A 14047-nucleotide genomic window follows, 5' to 3' on the forward strand; every position below is an offset into this window, starting at 1 on the left:
ACGCCGCCTGCACCGCGTGGGTGCCCCGTACGCAAAACTAAGGGCGCTTGGCTAAAGCACGACGAGTGTTATCGCAAACTCTTGTCGGGCGTCAGCTTTCCGTGCATCAGTTCCGCAGGCGGGTACCTGTCCGGTGAAGGCGGCAAGCCGTTGACAGGTCGACGAGGAACGAAGCACTAGCCTTTTGCTTCCTTTTGGGCAATGCCAAAAGGAAGGGTAAGCCCGGGAGGGCGCGGCAGTATGAACCAATAATAAAATATTAAAATCATAATTGCTTTTATGCAGTATAAAAATCAACATATAATTCAACTACCCATTGCCATTATTAAGTAACTAAATCCCGACAACTTTATCTATAGTAAAAATGCTACCTCTCCCTTCGTTCTATCCAAAGGGTAGGGTTGTTAAGCCCTGCTCTAAAGAGAGAGCTGCAAGCCACAACAAGAGAGGGAAAAAGTAACAAGAAAAAAATAACGAAAATGTGTTACTTTTGTTACTTTTTTACTACCCAGCCCCTCCAACAGAGAGGGAAGGGAGAGAGGTGGCATAGCATTAGCCGAAAACAGGCTGAAAATGAAGGAAGAAAAAGCTATAAAAAAGTTCTGCTATAAAATTTAAACAGCCACTAATATTGCCCTTTATCTTTTATAAGCATTATTTCAAGTGTATATACAGATAAAGTTTATATTTTTGCAAAACAGATATTTGAGGAATGGGAAAAGAATCGTCCGGCTTTAGTGTATGGAAAATCATATTGCCTACCCTGATAGGTATCGGGGTGGTAGGTTATATGTTTATGCGGGAGTTCGATTTTGGCGATTTGCAGCAAGTAAGTATAACCGGCACATCCCTGATCTGGATATTCGTTGCCTTCTGTTTTATGCTGGGGCGCGATGCAGGTTTCGTTATCCGCTACCGCTACCTGACGGAAAAACGCCTGTCGAGGAAACAATGTATAAAGGTGACCTTGTTGGCTGAGTTTGGAACGGCAATCACGCCTTCGTCGGTCGGGGGATCGAGCATGGCCGTACTATTCCTTGCAAAAGAGAATATCCCCGTGGGGCGAAGTACAGCTATCGTATTTGTCACATTGCTGCTCGATGAGATGTTCTTTATCGTCACATTCCCGATATTGCTTCTATTCATTCCATTCCACACATTGTTTTCCGATACGTCGGCATTAGGCTCAGGGGTACTCATTCTCTTTACTGCTGCATACCTGATAAAGATGCTGATGTGTACATTCCTCATAGTAGGCCTGTTCTTCCGCCCACAAAGCATACGCTGGCTACTGATAAAGGTATTCAGGCTGCCATTTCTCCGCCGGTGGCACAAGGCTGCGGCAAAGGCTGGTGACGACATCATCACCAGTTCGAAGGAAATAAAGGGTAAGAAGGCTAAGTTTTGGTTTCCGCTTATCACATCCACTATTCTGTCGTGGTGCTCGCGCTATCTGGTCGTAAACGCTATTTTCATGGCATTCTTTCCGGTATATGATAACCTGCTGATATTTGCCCGCCAGTTTGTGATGTGGATAGTGATGGTAGTAAGCCCTACACCGGGGGGAAGTGGATTCAGCGAATTTATATTCAAGGAGTACCTGAGCGAGTTTATTCCGTTGACAGGGGTGGTACCTCTTGTTATATTGTTGTGGAGGTTACTCACATATTATAATTACCTGTTTGTAGGGGCTTTGATAGTGCCGCGATGGGTAAAGGATTCGTTTGGGAGGAAGAAAGCTTCTTAACACACTGAGGGCAGCGATGAGTATAAATCCAATGGAACGATAAAGCACAAAAAAGAAAGCACCGAAATCGATGCTTTCTTTTATTATAGAGTAAATTTGTAATTCTATTACTCTGCTTTAGGAGTTTCGTCTGCAGCAGCCTCTGTAGCCGGAGCTTCAGGAGCAACCTCTTCTGCTTTTTCAGCTTTCGCTTTCTTGGCTGTTTCTTTAGCAACAGGTTCAGCAGCGTCAGCAGCTTTCTTAGACCTACGAGTCCTACCTTTCGAAGCAGCTTTCTTCTCCTTCAACATGTTTTCGTTGTAGTCTACCAACTCGATAAAACACATTGCAGCATTGTCACCCAAACGGTTACCGGTCTTGATGATACGAGTGTATCCACCCGGACGGTCAGCTATCTTTTGAGAGATATTTTGGAACAATTCTGTAACTGCAAATTTGTTTTGAAGGTCTTGGAAAACCAGACGTCTTGAGTGAGTTGTATCTTCCTTTGCCTTCGTAATCATAGGCTCTACAACTTTCTTCAAAGCTTTGGCTTTAGCCACAGTCGTAAAGATACGCTTGTTAGGGCTAAGGAACAAAGACGAACACATATTCGACAGCATAGCGTTTCTATGTGCGCTCTTACGTCCTAAGTGATTGAATTTTTTATTATGTCTCATGTCGCTTATTAATCTTTATCCAATTTATATTTAGAAATATCCATGCCGAAAGACAAGCTCAGGCTATCCAACAGTTCGTCAAGCTCGGTAAGTGATTTTTTACCGAAGTTACGGAACTTAAGGAGGTCGTTCTTATTGAACTGCACCAATTCACCCAAAGTTTCTACTTCTGCCGACTTCAAGCAATTAAGCGCACGCACCGACAGGTTCATGTCTGCCAGTTTTGTTTTCAACAATTGGCGCATATGCAAGATTTCTTCGTCAAATTCTTCGTTTCCATCCGACTCGCTTTGTTCGAGGAGAATCTTCTCGTCAGAGAACAACATGAAGTGGTGGATAAGAATTTTAGCAGCTTCTTTCAAGGCATCTTTCGGATGTATGGAGCCATCCGTTGCTATTTCTATAACAAGTTTCTCGTAGTCCGTTTTTTGTTCTACACGATAGTTTTCTATCGCATATTTCACGTTACGGATCGGAGTATAAATAGAATCAATAGCTATAACATTAACATCGTCGGACAGATTGCGATTTTCGTCGGCAGGTACATATCCACGGCCTTTGTTAATATTCAACTCGATCTGGAAGCTTGCGTTCTTGTCTAAATGACAGATCTCGAAGTCAGGGTTCAATACTTCGAATCCCGACAGGTGCTTTCCTATATCTCCGGCTTTGAATACTTCGGTACCTGAGACTGTTATACTTACCTTCTCGTTTTCAATCTCTTCAACTATCTGTTTGAAACGTACTTGTTTCAGGTTCAGAATGATATTTGTAACATCTTCTATAACACCCGGCACGGTAGCAAATTCATGCTCAACGCCGTCGATTTTAATAGAAGTGATAGCAAAACCTTCGAGAGATGAAAGCAGAATACGGCGCAAAGCATTACCTACGGTAATACCATAGCCGGGTTCTAACGGACGAAACTCGAATTTCCCGAAGAAATCATCCGATTCTAACATCAATACTTTATCCGGTTTTTGAAATGCTAATATAGCCATGAATTTAATTAGTTTTTAGAATACAACTCTACGATCAATTGTTCTTTAATATTTTCCGGGATATCGGCTCTTTCCGGCTGGTGAAGATATTTACCAGTCATAGAAGCCTGATCCCACTCAATCCAAGGGTATTTGCTGTGGTTGAATCCTGATAATGCCTCGCTGACAACTTCCAGCGATTTAGATTTCTCGCGAACGCCGATTTGTTGTCCCGGCTTAACTGAATATGATGGTATGTTTACCACCTTGCCATCGACAACTATATGACGGTGCGAAACCAACTGACGTGCAGCAGCTCTTGTAGGAGCTATGCCCAGGCGGAAAACGATGTTGTCGAGTCTTGATTCCAACATTTGAAGAAGCACCTCACCGGTAATACCACGGCTACTTAGGGCTTTGTTAAACATATTGCGGAATTGTTTTTCAAGAACGCCATATGTATATTTTGCTTTTTGCTTCTCGCGCAATTGGATACCGTACTCCGACGATTTTTTCTTCCTTCCGTTACCGTGTTGTCCCGGAGGATAGTTCTTTTTCGAAAGAACTTTATCAGGTCCGAATATTGGCTCTCCGAATTTACGGGCGATTTTTGATTTTGGTCCAGTATATCTTGCCATTTTTTTCTAATTAATAATTGATGAAAGCTGAAATTGTGCAGCCGCGATCACAGAGAGGGTTTGTGTAATCAAATCACAATTTAAGTTCCAAATTTTAAATATGATTAAACTCTTCTATGTTTTGGAGGACGACATCCGTTGTGAGGAAGTGGAGTAACGTCAACAATTTCCGATACTTCAATACCTGCTGCATGGATGGTACGGATAGCAGACTCACGTCCGTTGCCCGGTCCTTTTACATATACTTTAACTTTTCTCAGTCCTAAGTCGAATGCAACTTTTGCACAATCCGATGCTGCCATTTGGGCTGCATAAGGGGTATTTTTCTTAGAACTTCTAAAACCCATTTTTCCTGCTGATGACCAGCTGATTACCTGTCCATCGTTGTTTGTCAACGAAATGATAATGTTGTTGAAAGAAGAATGTATGTGGGCTTGACCAAGAGCTTCCACCTTGACATTTCTCTTTTTAGCTGCGACTGTTTTTTTTGCCATATCAAATTAATTATTTTGTAGCTTTTTTCTTGTTAGCAACAGTTTTCTTTCTACCCTTACGTGTGCGGGCATTGTTTTTAGTGCTTTGACCTCTCAAAGGCAAACCGATACGGTGACGGATTCCTCTGTAGCAACCTATATCCATCAAACGTTTGATGTTAAGTTGCACTTCCGAACGCAAATCTCCTTCTACCTTGAACTGGGTACCGATGATTTCACGTACTGCTCCGGCCTGATCGTCAGTCCAGTCTTTTACTTTGATGTCTCTATCGATTCCTGCTTCAGCAAGGATTTTGTTAGCAGAGCTACGTCCGATACCAAAAATGTATGTTAAGGCAATTTCGCCTCTTTTATTTTGCGGTAAATCGACCCCAACTATTCTTATAGCCATATATTTTCTTGATTAATTTGCAAAATTAATAAATTATCCCTGACGTTGTTTGAACTTCGGGTTTTTTTTGTTAATTACGTATAAGCGTCCTTTCCTTCTTACGATTTTGCAATCTTCGGAACGCTTCTTCAATGATGCTCTTACTTTCATATCTTTGTTTATTTTTTATTTGTATCTGAATGAAATCCGTCCTTTCGACAAATCATAAGGCGACATTTCTACACGCACTTTGTCTCCCGGAAGTATTTTGATATAGTGCATACGCATCTTTCCAGAAATATGTGCTGTGATTTCGTGTCCGTTTTCAAGTTCTACACGGAACATAGCATTCGACAATGCTTCTACTATGACTCCGTCTTGTTCTATTGCTGCTTGTTTTGCCATATTGGTATTTAAAGATTTAAATTGCGTTATCCCCTAAAACAGATTCTACAAATTCGAATGTTGATAATATATCAGCTTTGCCTTGTCGTATAGCTACTGTATGTTCGAAGTGCGCCGATGGTTTGCGATCTTTCGTCCGCACTGTCCAGCCATCGCTTTCGAACACCACATTCTTGCTTCCCATGTTTATCATCGGCTCTATTGCTATGCACATTCCTTTCTTGAGCAAAGGACCCGTCCCTCGCCTGCCATAATTGGGCACTTCGGGGGATTCGTGCATCTTGCGACCGATACCATGACCTACAAGTTCGCGTACAACTGTGTAGCCTCTTTTTTCGCAATATGTCTGCACTGCTTCTCCGATATCGCCTACGCGATTTCCTTCCACAGCTTTTTCTATACCTTGATAAAGGGCTTCTTTTGTTGTTCTGAGTAGCTTTCTCACGTTTTCTGCCACTTCACCTACACAAAATGTATAGGCAGAGTCGCCACAGAACCCGTTCTTTTCAGTACCACAGTCCACAGATATTATATCACCATCTTTGAGAACATAGTCGGTAGGAAATCCATGCACGACCTGTTCGTTTACCGAAGCACAGATAGCACCCGGAAAATCTACCGAACCCGGAGCCCCCTTGTATCCCAAGAAGGAAGGGATTGCTCCGTGATCGTATATAAATTCTTTGGCAATCTTATCCAATTGTGCCGGAGTAACTCCAGGTTTAATGTGCTTTGCCAGTTCGCCGAGTGTCATTCCGACCAAGCGGTTGGCTTCGCGCATCAATTCGATTTCTTCGTCTGTTTTCAGAAATATCATTTAAATTCTCCTTAATATGCTGCAATTGAACCAGAACGACCTTTGATTCTTCCGGATTTCAATAATCCATCATAATGTCTCATCAGCAAATGGCTTTCGATCTGCTGCAATGTGTCGAGTACAACTCCTACAAGGATAAGCAGTGATGTTCCTCCAAAGAATTGGGAAAACTCGCGGCTTATGCCGAAATAGCTGGCAAATGCAGGAAGGATAGCAACCAGTGCCAGGAACAAAGAACCAGGGAATGTAATACGTGTCATTATGGTATCGATGTAATCGGCTGTCTTCTTACCCGGTTTGATACCCGGTATGAATCCGTTGTTCCTCTTCAGCTCGTCGGCCATTTGGGTAGGATTGATAGTCACGGCTGTGTAAAACCATGTAAATGCAATGATAAGCAGAGCAAACAAAACGTTGTATGCAACTCCGTCGTGCGAAGTAAGCGAGCCGATAAAGCCTGTTTTCTCGGTAGAGAATCCTGCTAGCGTAATCGGCACAAACATGATTGCCTGAGCAAAGATGATAGGCATCACATTGGCTGCGTTCACTTTCAACGGAATATATTGGCGTGCGCCTCCGTATTGTTTGTTTCCTACAACTCTTTTGGCATATTGCACAGGGATACGGCGTGTGCCTTGTACCAATAATATTGCACCGCAAATGATAAGCAATAGCAATACTATTTCGGCAAGGAACATTACCAATCCTCCTGCCTGGCTGCTCAAACGGGAAGTAAATTCACCGATAAGTGCATGAGGCAAGCGTGCGATAATACCTACAAGAATGATGAATGATACTCCGTTTCCGATTCCCTTGTCGGTGATGCGCTCTCCCAACCAAAGGACAAACATACTACCTCCGGCCAAGATAATGGTAGAAGGGACAAGGAATGTCCACGATGTAGGAGCCGCAGGGCCTAATGCCCCGATAAGGTAAGCCGGTCCTTGAAATAGCAGGATAGCTACTGTGAGGTAACGGGTGTATTGGTTCATCTTTGTGCGTCCGCTTTCGCCTTCGCGTTGTAGTTTTTGGAAGTACGGCAAAGCCATACCCAGCAATTGCATTACGATGGAAGCCGATATATACGGCATAATACCCAGAGCAAAAATCGAAGCATTGGCAAATGCACCTCCCGAGAACATATTTAATATGTCGAGTATTCCGCCCGAAGTCATAGCCTGTAGGTTTGTCAATTCCTGAGGATCGACACCCGGAAGGACAATATGTACTCCCAAACGGTATATTACTACGAAAAAGAAGGTGATAAGAAGCCTGTTGCGCAGGTCTTCAATCTTCGAGATGTTTTGCAATGTTTTTATAAATCCCATCTTACTTTAGTTTTGTTGCTGTTCCACCTACTGCTTGTATAGCTGCTTCCGCAGATTTTGAGAAAGCATGAGCTTCAACATCTATTTTAGTTGTCAATGCTCCGTTTCCTAATATTTTTACATTGTGTTTAGCTGAGATGAATCCTGCCTCGATCAATGTTTGTACATCAATTTTGGTAAGGTTTTTAGATTCAGCCAAAGTTTGTAAAACATCCAGATTGATTGGTTTGTATTCTACACGGTTTAGGCTTTTGAAACCGAATTTAGGCAGACGGCGTTGGATAGGCATCTGTCCTCCTTCGAATCCGATCTTCCTTGAATAACCTGATCTGGATTTAGCTCCTTTATGACCTCTAGTGGAAGTACCGCCCAAGCCTGAACCCGGACCACGTCCGATTCTTTTTCTGGTTTTGGTAGAACCTTCAGCAGGTCTCAAATTTGATAAACTCATATTTCGTTATTTTTTATCTTATAAAACTAATTTATTCTACAATAGTAACCAAGTGGCTTACTTTGTTGACCATACCTCTTATTGCAGGTGTATCTTCGTGCTCTACTACCCTGTTCATTTTCTTAAGTCCAAGGGCATCTAAAGTCCTTTTTTGGTCTTTAGGGCAGTTGATTCTGCTTCTTGTTTGTTTAACTTTAATTTTTGCCATAATTGTTTTCTTTGCAAATTAACCTTTAAACACTTTTTCCATCGAAACACCTCTGTTTTGAGCAACAGTATATGCGTCTCTCAACTCGCCTAAAGCTTCGATTGTAGCTTTCACCAAGTTGTGAGGGTTTGACGAACCTTTCGATTTTGCCAATACGTCTGTTACTCCAACACTCTCAAGCACGGCACGCATCGCACCCCCTGCCTTAACCCCTGTACCGGGAGCAGCCGGGCGAAGCATTACTTCCGAACCGCCAAAACGTGCAACTTGCTCGTGAGGAACGGTTCCTTTAAGTACCGGAACTTTGATAAGGTTTTTCTTAGCAGCTTCAACTCCTTTCGCAATGGCGGTTGTTACTTCACCGGCTTTACCTAGTCCCCAGCCTACGATACCATCTTCATTACCTACAACTACGATAGCAGCGAAGCTGAATGTACGACCTCCCTTTGTTACTTTGGTAACACGGTTGATAGCCACTAGCCTATCTTTCAATTCGATGTCGTTTGTCGATTTTACTCTATTGTTAACTCCTGCCATTTCTATTAAAATTTAAGTCCACCGTTACGGGCAGCGTCTGCCAATTCTTTGATTCTACCGTGATACAAGTAACCGTTACGGTCGAATACCACAGCTGTAATACCAGCTTCTTGTGCATTCTTAGCAATCAGTTCACCTACTTTTGCAGCTATTTCTTTTTTAGGGGCTTTGTCGGTCATCTTAAGTGATGATGCTGCCGCTAAAGTTTTACCTGTCAAATCGTCGATAACCTGCGCATAGATTTGCTTGTTGCTTCTGAAAACCGTCAGGCGCGGACGCTCTGCAGTTCCGAAGATCTTACCGCGTACGCGTAGTTTTATTTTATTTCTTCTTTCTGTCTTTGTTACCATGATTACTACAGTTTATGGATTATTTACCTGCGGCTTTACCAGACTTGCGACGGATAACTTCTCCTACAAATCGTATACCTTTTCCTTTGTATGGCTCTGGTTTACGGAATGAGCGAATTTTCGCACACACCTGGCCTATCAGCTGCTTGTCGCAAGATTCGAGGATGATAAGCGGAGCTTTGTTCCTTTCCGATTTTGTCTCCAATTTTATTTCAGGAGGCAACATCATATGGATATTGTGTGTATATCCGAGTGAAAGTTCAAGTAGTTGACCTGCATTTGATGCACGGTAACCGACTCCGATTAATTCCATTTCTTTGCGATATCCTTCAGAAACTCCAACAATCATGTTGTTGATCAAAGATCTGTATAGTCCGTGCATTGCACGGTGAGCTTTTTCGTCAGTAGGGCGTGTTACTGACAACACACCATCTTCTATCGAAACTTTGATATCTGGGTTTACTTCTTGCGAAAGTTCTCCTTTTGGTCCTTTTACAGTAATTAAGTTTTCCTTGCTCACAGTAACTGTTACTCCGGCAGGAAGATTGATGGGTAATTTACCTATTCTAGACATAACTTGTTATCCTCCCTCTTAATTAATAAACATAACACATTACTTCGCCACCAACTTTCAGTTCGCGCGCTTCTTTGTCTGTCATCACTCCTTTAGAGGTAGATACTACAGCTATACCCAGTCCGTTGAGGACACGAGGCATTTCTTTATACCCTACATATTTACGAAGCCCGGGAGATGATACGCGAATCAGTTTCTTGATAGCGTTCACCTTGTTCACAGGATCGTATTTCAAGGCAATCTTGATAGAGCCTTGAGGACCTTCGTCTACAAACTTATAGTTAAGGATGTAGCCTTTTTCCAAGAGAATTTTTGTAATCTCTTTTTTCAAATTCGACGCCGGAATTTCAACAACTCTGTGTTTTGCCATGATGGCATTCCTTACACGCGTCAAATAGTCTGCGATTGGATCTGTCATGTTTAATTTGGTTTAAATTAATCCCGACTACCGGGACAATATTTAAAAAATATAAATAATGAATTAAGAATGAAAAATTAAGAACGGGTGACTCAATTCATAACTTTTCATTCATAATTCTTAATTTCTGTTTTACCAGCTTGCTTTTTTCACACCCGGTATCAAACCTTTCGATGCCATTTCCCTAAATTGTATACGGGAAATTCCAAATTGGCGGATATAGCCTTTTGGACGGCCTGTGATGCTGCAACGGTTGTGCAGACGTACAGGCGAAGCATTTTTAGGTATTGCTTGTAGAGCTTCGTAATCGCCTTCAGCTTTAAGTTTTTCTCTTTTTGCTGCATATTTGGCAACCATCTTGGCTCTTTTCACCTCGCGGGCTTTCATTGATTCTTTTGCCATCTTATATCAATTCTTTTTTTGCGTTCTTAAATGGTAATCCGAACTCTTTGAGCAGGGCGTAACCTTCTTCATCCGTTTTTGCGGAAGTTACAAAGGTAATATTCATTCCCAAAATACGGCTAATATTGTCGATATTTATTTCAGGGAAAATGATTTGCTCTTGTATACCGAGTGTATAGTTTCCACGTCCGTCGAGTTTGCTTTCGATTCCTTTGAAGTCGCGGATACGAGGCAATGCCACGCGTACCAGTCTTTCGAGGAATTCGTACATTTTGTCGTGACGTAGTGTAACCATCACACCGATAGGCATTTTCTTACGAAGCTTGAAGTTCGAGATATCTTTTTTAGAGTATGTCGCTACTGCTTTCTGACCTGTGATAGTGGATATTTCGTTAACAGCAGTTTCAATAATTTTCTTATCTGCTACTGCTATACCAAGACCTTGGTTGATAACGATTTTTTTCAATACAGGCACCTGCATGTTCGATTTGTAACCGAATTCTTTCATCAAAGAGGCTACAATACGGTCTTTATATTCTGCTTTAAGTGTTGTTGTATTGCTCATTATTTAATTTCCTCCCCTGATTTTTTAGCGTAACGAACTAATTTGCCATCTACCAGTTTGCGGCCTATACGTGTCGGTTTTCCTGTTTTAGGATCGACTACGTTAAGGTTCGAAATATGGATAGGCGCTTCTACTGTTTCTCTTCCTCCCTGCGTATTTTTCGCATTAGGCTTAGTATGCTTGGTAATCATGTTGCGGCCTTCTACTATAGCGCGTTGTTTTTCGACCAACACTTTGAGTACACGTCCGGTTTCACCTTTATCCTTACCAGCATTTATATATACTATATCGCCTTTCTTGATATGTAATTTACTCATTGCTTTTTGTTTTTTGGATTATAGTACCTCTGGTGCCAATGAAACAATCTTCATGTTGGTTGCGCGAAGTTCGCGGGCAACTGGTCCAAAGATACGGCTTGCTCTTAGTTCACCGGCTGCATTCAATAGTACGCAGGCATTGTCATCGAAGCGGATGTAAGAACCGTCCTGACGACGGATTTCTTTTTTGGTACGCACGATAACGGCTTTTGTTACAGCACCTTTCTTAATATCACTCGAAGGGATCACATTCTTGATAGCAACCACAATCACATCCCCTACCGACGCATAGCGTCTTCTTGTTCCGCCTAGTACGCGGATACATAAGCATTCTCTAGCTCCACTGTTGTCAGTAACTACTAGTCTTGATTCTTGTTGTATCATAATTATTTAGCCCTTTCGATTATTTCTACTAATCTCCATCTTTTTGTTTTACTCAACGGACGAGTTTCCATAATACGCACTGTGTCGCCGATGTTGCACTCGTTTTTTTCGTCATGAGCATGATATTTCTTCGTTTTGTTAACGAATTTTCCGTACATAGGGTGTTTTTCTTTCCATTTTACAGCTACTGTAATGGTTTTGTCCATCTTGTTGCTGAAAACGACCCCGAATCTTTCTTTTCTTAAATTTCTAGTTTCCATCAGCTCTTATTTATTTGTGTTTAATTCTCTTTGGCGCAACTCTGTAAGGAAACGTGCGATGTCGCGGCGTTTTACCTTTATTTGAGTTGGGTTGTCCAATGGAGATACACTGTGGTTTAACACCAGTTGGTTTAATGCTATTCTTTCAGCATCTAGTCTTTCTTTCAATTCTTTGTCCGAAAGTTCTCTTACTTCTGCAATTTTCATACTTCTTAAGCGTTTTGAGTTAAGTCATAATCTCTGCGTACTACAAATTTTGTAGTTACAGGAAGCTTTTGTGCTGCTAGGCGCAATGCTTCTTTTGCTACATCATAAGATACTCCTTCGATTTCGAATAGTATTCTACCTGGTGTTACCGGAGCGACGAATCCTTCAGGAGATCCTTTTCCTTTACCCATACGTACTTCGGCAGGTTTCTTTGTGATTGGCTTGTCGGGGAATATACGTACCCAAACTTGCCCCTGACGTTGCATATAACGGGTTACCGCAATACGAGCCGCTTCTATTTGGCGTCCTGTGATCCATTTGTTCTCAAGGGTTTTGATGCCAAACGAACCGAAAGCCAGCTCATGCCCTCTTTGGGCATTGCCTTTCATACGGCCTTTCTGCTGTCTTCTGAATTTTGTTTTTTTCGGTTGTAACATTTTGCTTCAATCGTTTTTTAATTACTTTCTCTTGTTTCTCTTGAAACCTTTACCTTGATCGTCTCTTGAACGGCGGTCGCCTCTGTTGCCAGAATTTCCGCTGTCTTTAGTGTTTACGAATGAAGGTGCAAGGTCTTTCTTGCCATAGATTTCGCCACGGCAAATCCATACTTTGATACCTATCAGACCTACTTTGGTAAGTGCTTCGGCGTGTGCATAATCTATATCGGCACGGAATGTATGGAGTGGAGTACGTCCTTCTTTATACATTTCTGAGCGAGCCATTTCTGCTCCGTTCAAACGTCCTGATATTTGCACTTTGATACCTTCGGCTCCCATCCTTATCGTAGATGCAATGGCCATTTTGATAGCGCGACGGTAAGCGATTTTGCCTTCTACCTGGCGTGCTATGTTGTTGGCTACAATAACTGCGTCCAACTCTGGTTTCTTGATCTCGAAAATGTTGATCTGGATATCTTTGTCCGTAATTTTCTTAAGTTCTTCTTTCAGTTTGTCTACTTCTTGTCCGCCTTTACCGATGATAACTCCGGGGCGTGCTGTGCAAACTGTAATGGTTACAAGTTTAAGCGCACGTTCGATCACGATGCGCGATACGCTTGCTTTAGCCAGACGGGCATTGAGGTATTTACGGATTTTGCTGTCTTCCAACAGTGTTTCTCCGTAGCTTTTTCCTCCATACCAGTTAGAATCCCATCCACGGATGATTCCTAAACGATTTGCTATTGGATTTACTTTTTGTCCCATCTGCTAAATTAATTTTGGTTTTCTTTATTAAGTGTATCTACGTGAAGCGTTACGTGATTTGAACGCTTACGTATTCTGTAACCTCTACCTTGCGGTGCCGGGCGCATTCTTTTGAGCATTGCCCCGCCGTCTACTTGTATTAGTGATATAAATAGTTCTCCGCCTTCTGCTTTGCGTTCATTTTTGGCTTCCCAGTTTGCGATAGCCGAACGCAACAATTTTTCTATTCTGGCTGCAGCTTCTTTGTTAGAGAATTTCAGTACACCAAGTGCCCTGAATACTTCCATTCCACGAACCATATCTGCTACTAGGCGCATTTTGCGTGGTGATGTAGGTACTTCATTCAACTTCGCAAAGGAAACGCTCTTCTGTGCTTCTTTTCTTGCTTCAGCTGCTATACGTTTTCTTTTACCCATTATAATGTTTTCTTTTTTTTAATTAATTATGGTGCTTCAATTAGCGTTTCTTGTTGCCACCGTGTCCACGGAATGTGCGTGTAAGTGCAAATTCTCCTAGTTTGTGTCCTACCATGTTTTCTGTTACATAAACCGGGATGAATTTGTTCCCGTTGTGAACAGCGATAGTATGGCCAACAAAGTCTGGAGATATCATTGAAGCTCTTGCCCATGTCTTAACTACAGCTTTTTTTCCTGACTCATTCATAGCCAAGACTTTCTTTTCAAGCTTAACATTAATGTACGGGCCTTTTTTTAACGAACGACTCATATATTCTT

Annotated in this window: 26 protein-coding genes; 1 reads left to right on the top strand and 25 read right to left on the bottom strand. The window is 42.0% G+C overall.

Translation table 11 applies throughout. The features are described 5' to 3' along the window. Positions 1 to 712 precede the first annotated feature (712 nt). Positions 713 to 1747 carry a lysylphosphatidylglycerol synthase transmembrane domain-containing protein gene (locus D0T57_RS06525; protein WP_163272084.1) on the top strand — a complete coding sequence of 345 codons (1035 nt, stop codon included), beginning with the start codon at positions 713 to 715 and terminating at the stop codon, positions 1745 to 1747. A gap of 107 nt (positions 1748 to 1854) precedes the next feature. On the opposite strand, the gene rplQ is transcribed toward D0T57_RS06525, so the two are convergent. From rplQ to rpsS, 25 genes are all read right to left on the bottom strand, one after another. Then, positions 1855 to 2406: a 50S ribosomal protein L17 gene (rplQ, locus tag D0T57_RS06530; RefSeq protein ID WP_163272086.1), complete on the bottom strand. Its 552-nt coding sequence runs from the start codon at positions 2404 to 2406 to the stop codon at positions 1855 to 1857. Between the two features lie 8 nt (positions 2407 to 2414). Further along, positions 2415 to 3407, bottom strand: a complete 993-nt coding sequence (locus D0T57_RS06535) for a DNA-directed RNA polymerase subunit alpha (protein ID WP_163272088.1) — start codon at positions 3405 to 3407, stop codon at positions 2415 to 2417. 8 nt (positions 3408 to 3415) lie between these two features. Continuing rightward, complete coding sequence (gene rpsD, locus D0T57_RS06540) at positions 3416 to 4024, bottom strand: 30S ribosomal protein S4 (protein WP_163272090.1); 609 nt, start codon at positions 4022 to 4024, stop codon at positions 3416 to 3418. Between the two features lie 104 nt (positions 4025 to 4128). Continuing rightward, entirely contained in the window at positions 4129 to 4518 is a 390-nt protein-coding gene (gene rpsK / locus D0T57_RS06545) for a 30S ribosomal protein S11 (protein ID WP_163272092.1), read from the bottom strand. A gap of 10 nt (positions 4519 to 4528) precedes the next feature. After that, complete coding sequence (rpsM, locus tag D0T57_RS06550; protein WP_163272094.1) at positions 4529 to 4909, bottom strand: 30S ribosomal protein S13; 381 nt, start codon at positions 4907 to 4909, stop codon at positions 4529 to 4531. 33 nt (positions 4910 to 4942) lie between these two features. Continuing rightward, positions 4943 to 5059, bottom strand: a complete 117-nt coding sequence (gene ykgO / locus D0T57_RS06555) for a type B 50S ribosomal protein L36 (RefSeq protein WP_163272096.1) — start codon at positions 5057 to 5059, stop codon at positions 4943 to 4945. A 15-nt stretch (positions 5060 to 5074) separates the two neighbouring features. Beyond that, a complete protein-coding gene (infA, locus tag D0T57_RS06560) occupies positions 5075 to 5293 on the bottom strand; it encodes a translation initiation factor IF-1 (protein WP_014224918.1) in 219 nt (72 codons plus the stop codon). Positions 5294 to 5309: 16 nt separating this feature from the next. After that, complete coding sequence (gene map / locus D0T57_RS06565; protein ID WP_163272098.1) at positions 5310 to 6110, bottom strand: type I methionyl aminopeptidase; 801 nt, start codon at positions 6108 to 6110, stop codon at positions 5310 to 5312. Positions 6111 to 6121: 11 nt separating this feature from the next. Next, entirely contained in the window at positions 6122 to 7438 is a 1317-nt protein-coding gene (secY, locus tag D0T57_RS06570; RefSeq protein ID WP_163272100.1) for a preprotein translocase subunit SecY, read from the bottom strand. A 1-nt stretch (position 7439) separates the two neighbouring features. Continuing rightward, entirely contained in the window at positions 7440 to 7889 is a 450-nt protein-coding gene (gene rplO, locus D0T57_RS06575; RefSeq protein ID WP_163272102.1) for a 50S ribosomal protein L15, read from the bottom strand. 31 nt (positions 7890 to 7920) lie between these two features. Then, positions 7921 to 8097 carry a 50S ribosomal protein L30 gene (gene rpmD, locus D0T57_RS06580; protein ID WP_163272104.1) on the bottom strand — a complete coding sequence of 59 codons (177 nt, stop codon included), beginning with the start codon at positions 8095 to 8097 and terminating at the stop codon, positions 7921 to 7923. An 18-nt stretch (positions 8098 to 8115) separates the two neighbouring features. After that, complete coding sequence (rpsE, locus tag D0T57_RS06585; RefSeq protein WP_163272106.1) at positions 8116 to 8634, bottom strand: 30S ribosomal protein S5; 519 nt, start codon at positions 8632 to 8634, stop codon at positions 8116 to 8118. A gap of 5 nt (positions 8635 to 8639) precedes the next feature. Next, on the bottom strand, positions 8640 to 8984 hold the full coding sequence (rplR, locus tag D0T57_RS06590) for a 50S ribosomal protein L18 (protein WP_163272108.1): 345 nt from the start codon (positions 8982 to 8984) through the stop codon (positions 8640 to 8642). Positions 8985 to 9003: 19 nt separating this feature from the next. Beyond that, positions 9004 to 9558 carry a 50S ribosomal protein L6 gene (gene rplF / locus D0T57_RS06595; protein WP_163272110.1) on the bottom strand — a complete coding sequence of 185 codons (555 nt, stop codon included), beginning with the start codon at positions 9556 to 9558 and terminating at the stop codon, positions 9004 to 9006. A 22-nt stretch (positions 9559 to 9580) separates the two neighbouring features. Next, positions 9581 to 9976, bottom strand: coding sequence for a 30S ribosomal protein S8 (gene rpsH / locus D0T57_RS06600; protein ID WP_163272112.1), 396 nt, complete (start codon positions 9974 to 9976; stop codon positions 9581 to 9583). Positions 9977 to 10108: 132 nt separating this feature from the next. Beyond that, positions 10109 to 10378 (bottom strand): 30S ribosomal protein S14, encoded by a 270-nt coding sequence (rpsN, locus tag D0T57_RS06605; RefSeq protein ID WP_163272114.1) that lies wholly within the window; start codon positions 10376 to 10378, stop codon positions 10109 to 10111. A 1-nt stretch (position 10379) separates the two neighbouring features. Continuing rightward, entirely contained in the window at positions 10380 to 10943 is a 564-nt protein-coding gene (gene rplE, locus D0T57_RS06610) for a 50S ribosomal protein L5 (protein WP_163272116.1), read from the bottom strand. Further along, on the bottom strand, positions 10943 to 11260 hold the full coding sequence (rplX, locus tag D0T57_RS06615) for a 50S ribosomal protein L24 (protein ID WP_163272118.1): 318 nt from the start codon (positions 11258 to 11260) through the stop codon (positions 10943 to 10945). Before rplX ends, rplE begins: the two co-directional genes overlap by 1 nt. Before the next feature lie 18 nt (positions 11261 to 11278). Beyond that, positions 11279 to 11644 carry a 50S ribosomal protein L14 gene (gene rplN / locus D0T57_RS06620; protein ID WP_163272120.1) on the bottom strand — a complete coding sequence of 122 codons (366 nt, stop codon included), beginning with the start codon at positions 11642 to 11644 and terminating at the stop codon, positions 11279 to 11281. Positions 11645 to 11646: 2 nt separating this feature from the next. Beyond that, positions 11647 to 11904 (bottom strand): 30S ribosomal protein S17, encoded by a 258-nt coding sequence (rpsQ, locus tag D0T57_RS06625; protein ID WP_163272122.1) that lies wholly within the window; start codon positions 11902 to 11904, stop codon positions 11647 to 11649. A 6-nt stretch (positions 11905 to 11910) separates the two neighbouring features. Then, positions 11911 to 12111 (bottom strand): 50S ribosomal protein L29, encoded by a 201-nt coding sequence (rpmC, locus tag D0T57_RS06630; RefSeq protein WP_163272124.1) that lies wholly within the window; start codon positions 12109 to 12111, stop codon positions 11911 to 11913. 5 nt (positions 12112 to 12116) lie between these two features. Continuing rightward, complete coding sequence (gene rplP / locus D0T57_RS06635; RefSeq protein WP_108821556.1) at positions 12117 to 12548, bottom strand: 50S ribosomal protein L16; 432 nt, start codon at positions 12546 to 12548, stop codon at positions 12117 to 12119. A gap of 21 nt (positions 12549 to 12569) precedes the next feature. Continuing rightward, a complete protein-coding gene (gene rpsC, locus D0T57_RS06640; protein WP_163272126.1) occupies positions 12570 to 13313 on the bottom strand; it encodes a 30S ribosomal protein S3 in 744 nt (247 codons plus the stop codon). Between the two features lie 8 nt (positions 13314 to 13321). Beyond that, positions 13322 to 13729, bottom strand: a complete 408-nt coding sequence (gene rplV, locus D0T57_RS06645; protein WP_163272128.1) for a 50S ribosomal protein L22 — start codon at positions 13727 to 13729, stop codon at positions 13322 to 13324. Positions 13730 to 13769: 40 nt separating this feature from the next. After that, positions 13770 to 14039: a 30S ribosomal protein S19 gene (gene rpsS / locus D0T57_RS06650; protein WP_029903251.1), complete on the bottom strand. Its 270-nt coding sequence runs from the start codon at positions 14037 to 14039 to the stop codon at positions 13770 to 13772. Positions 14040 to 14047: the final 8 nt, after the last annotated feature.

Origin of the sequence: Dysgonomonas sp. 511, assembly GCF_010501105.1 — a bacterium.
In the GTDB taxonomy this organism is placed as follows: domain Bacteria; phylum Bacteroidota; class Bacteroidia; order Bacteroidales; family Dysgonomonadaceae; genus Dysgonomonas.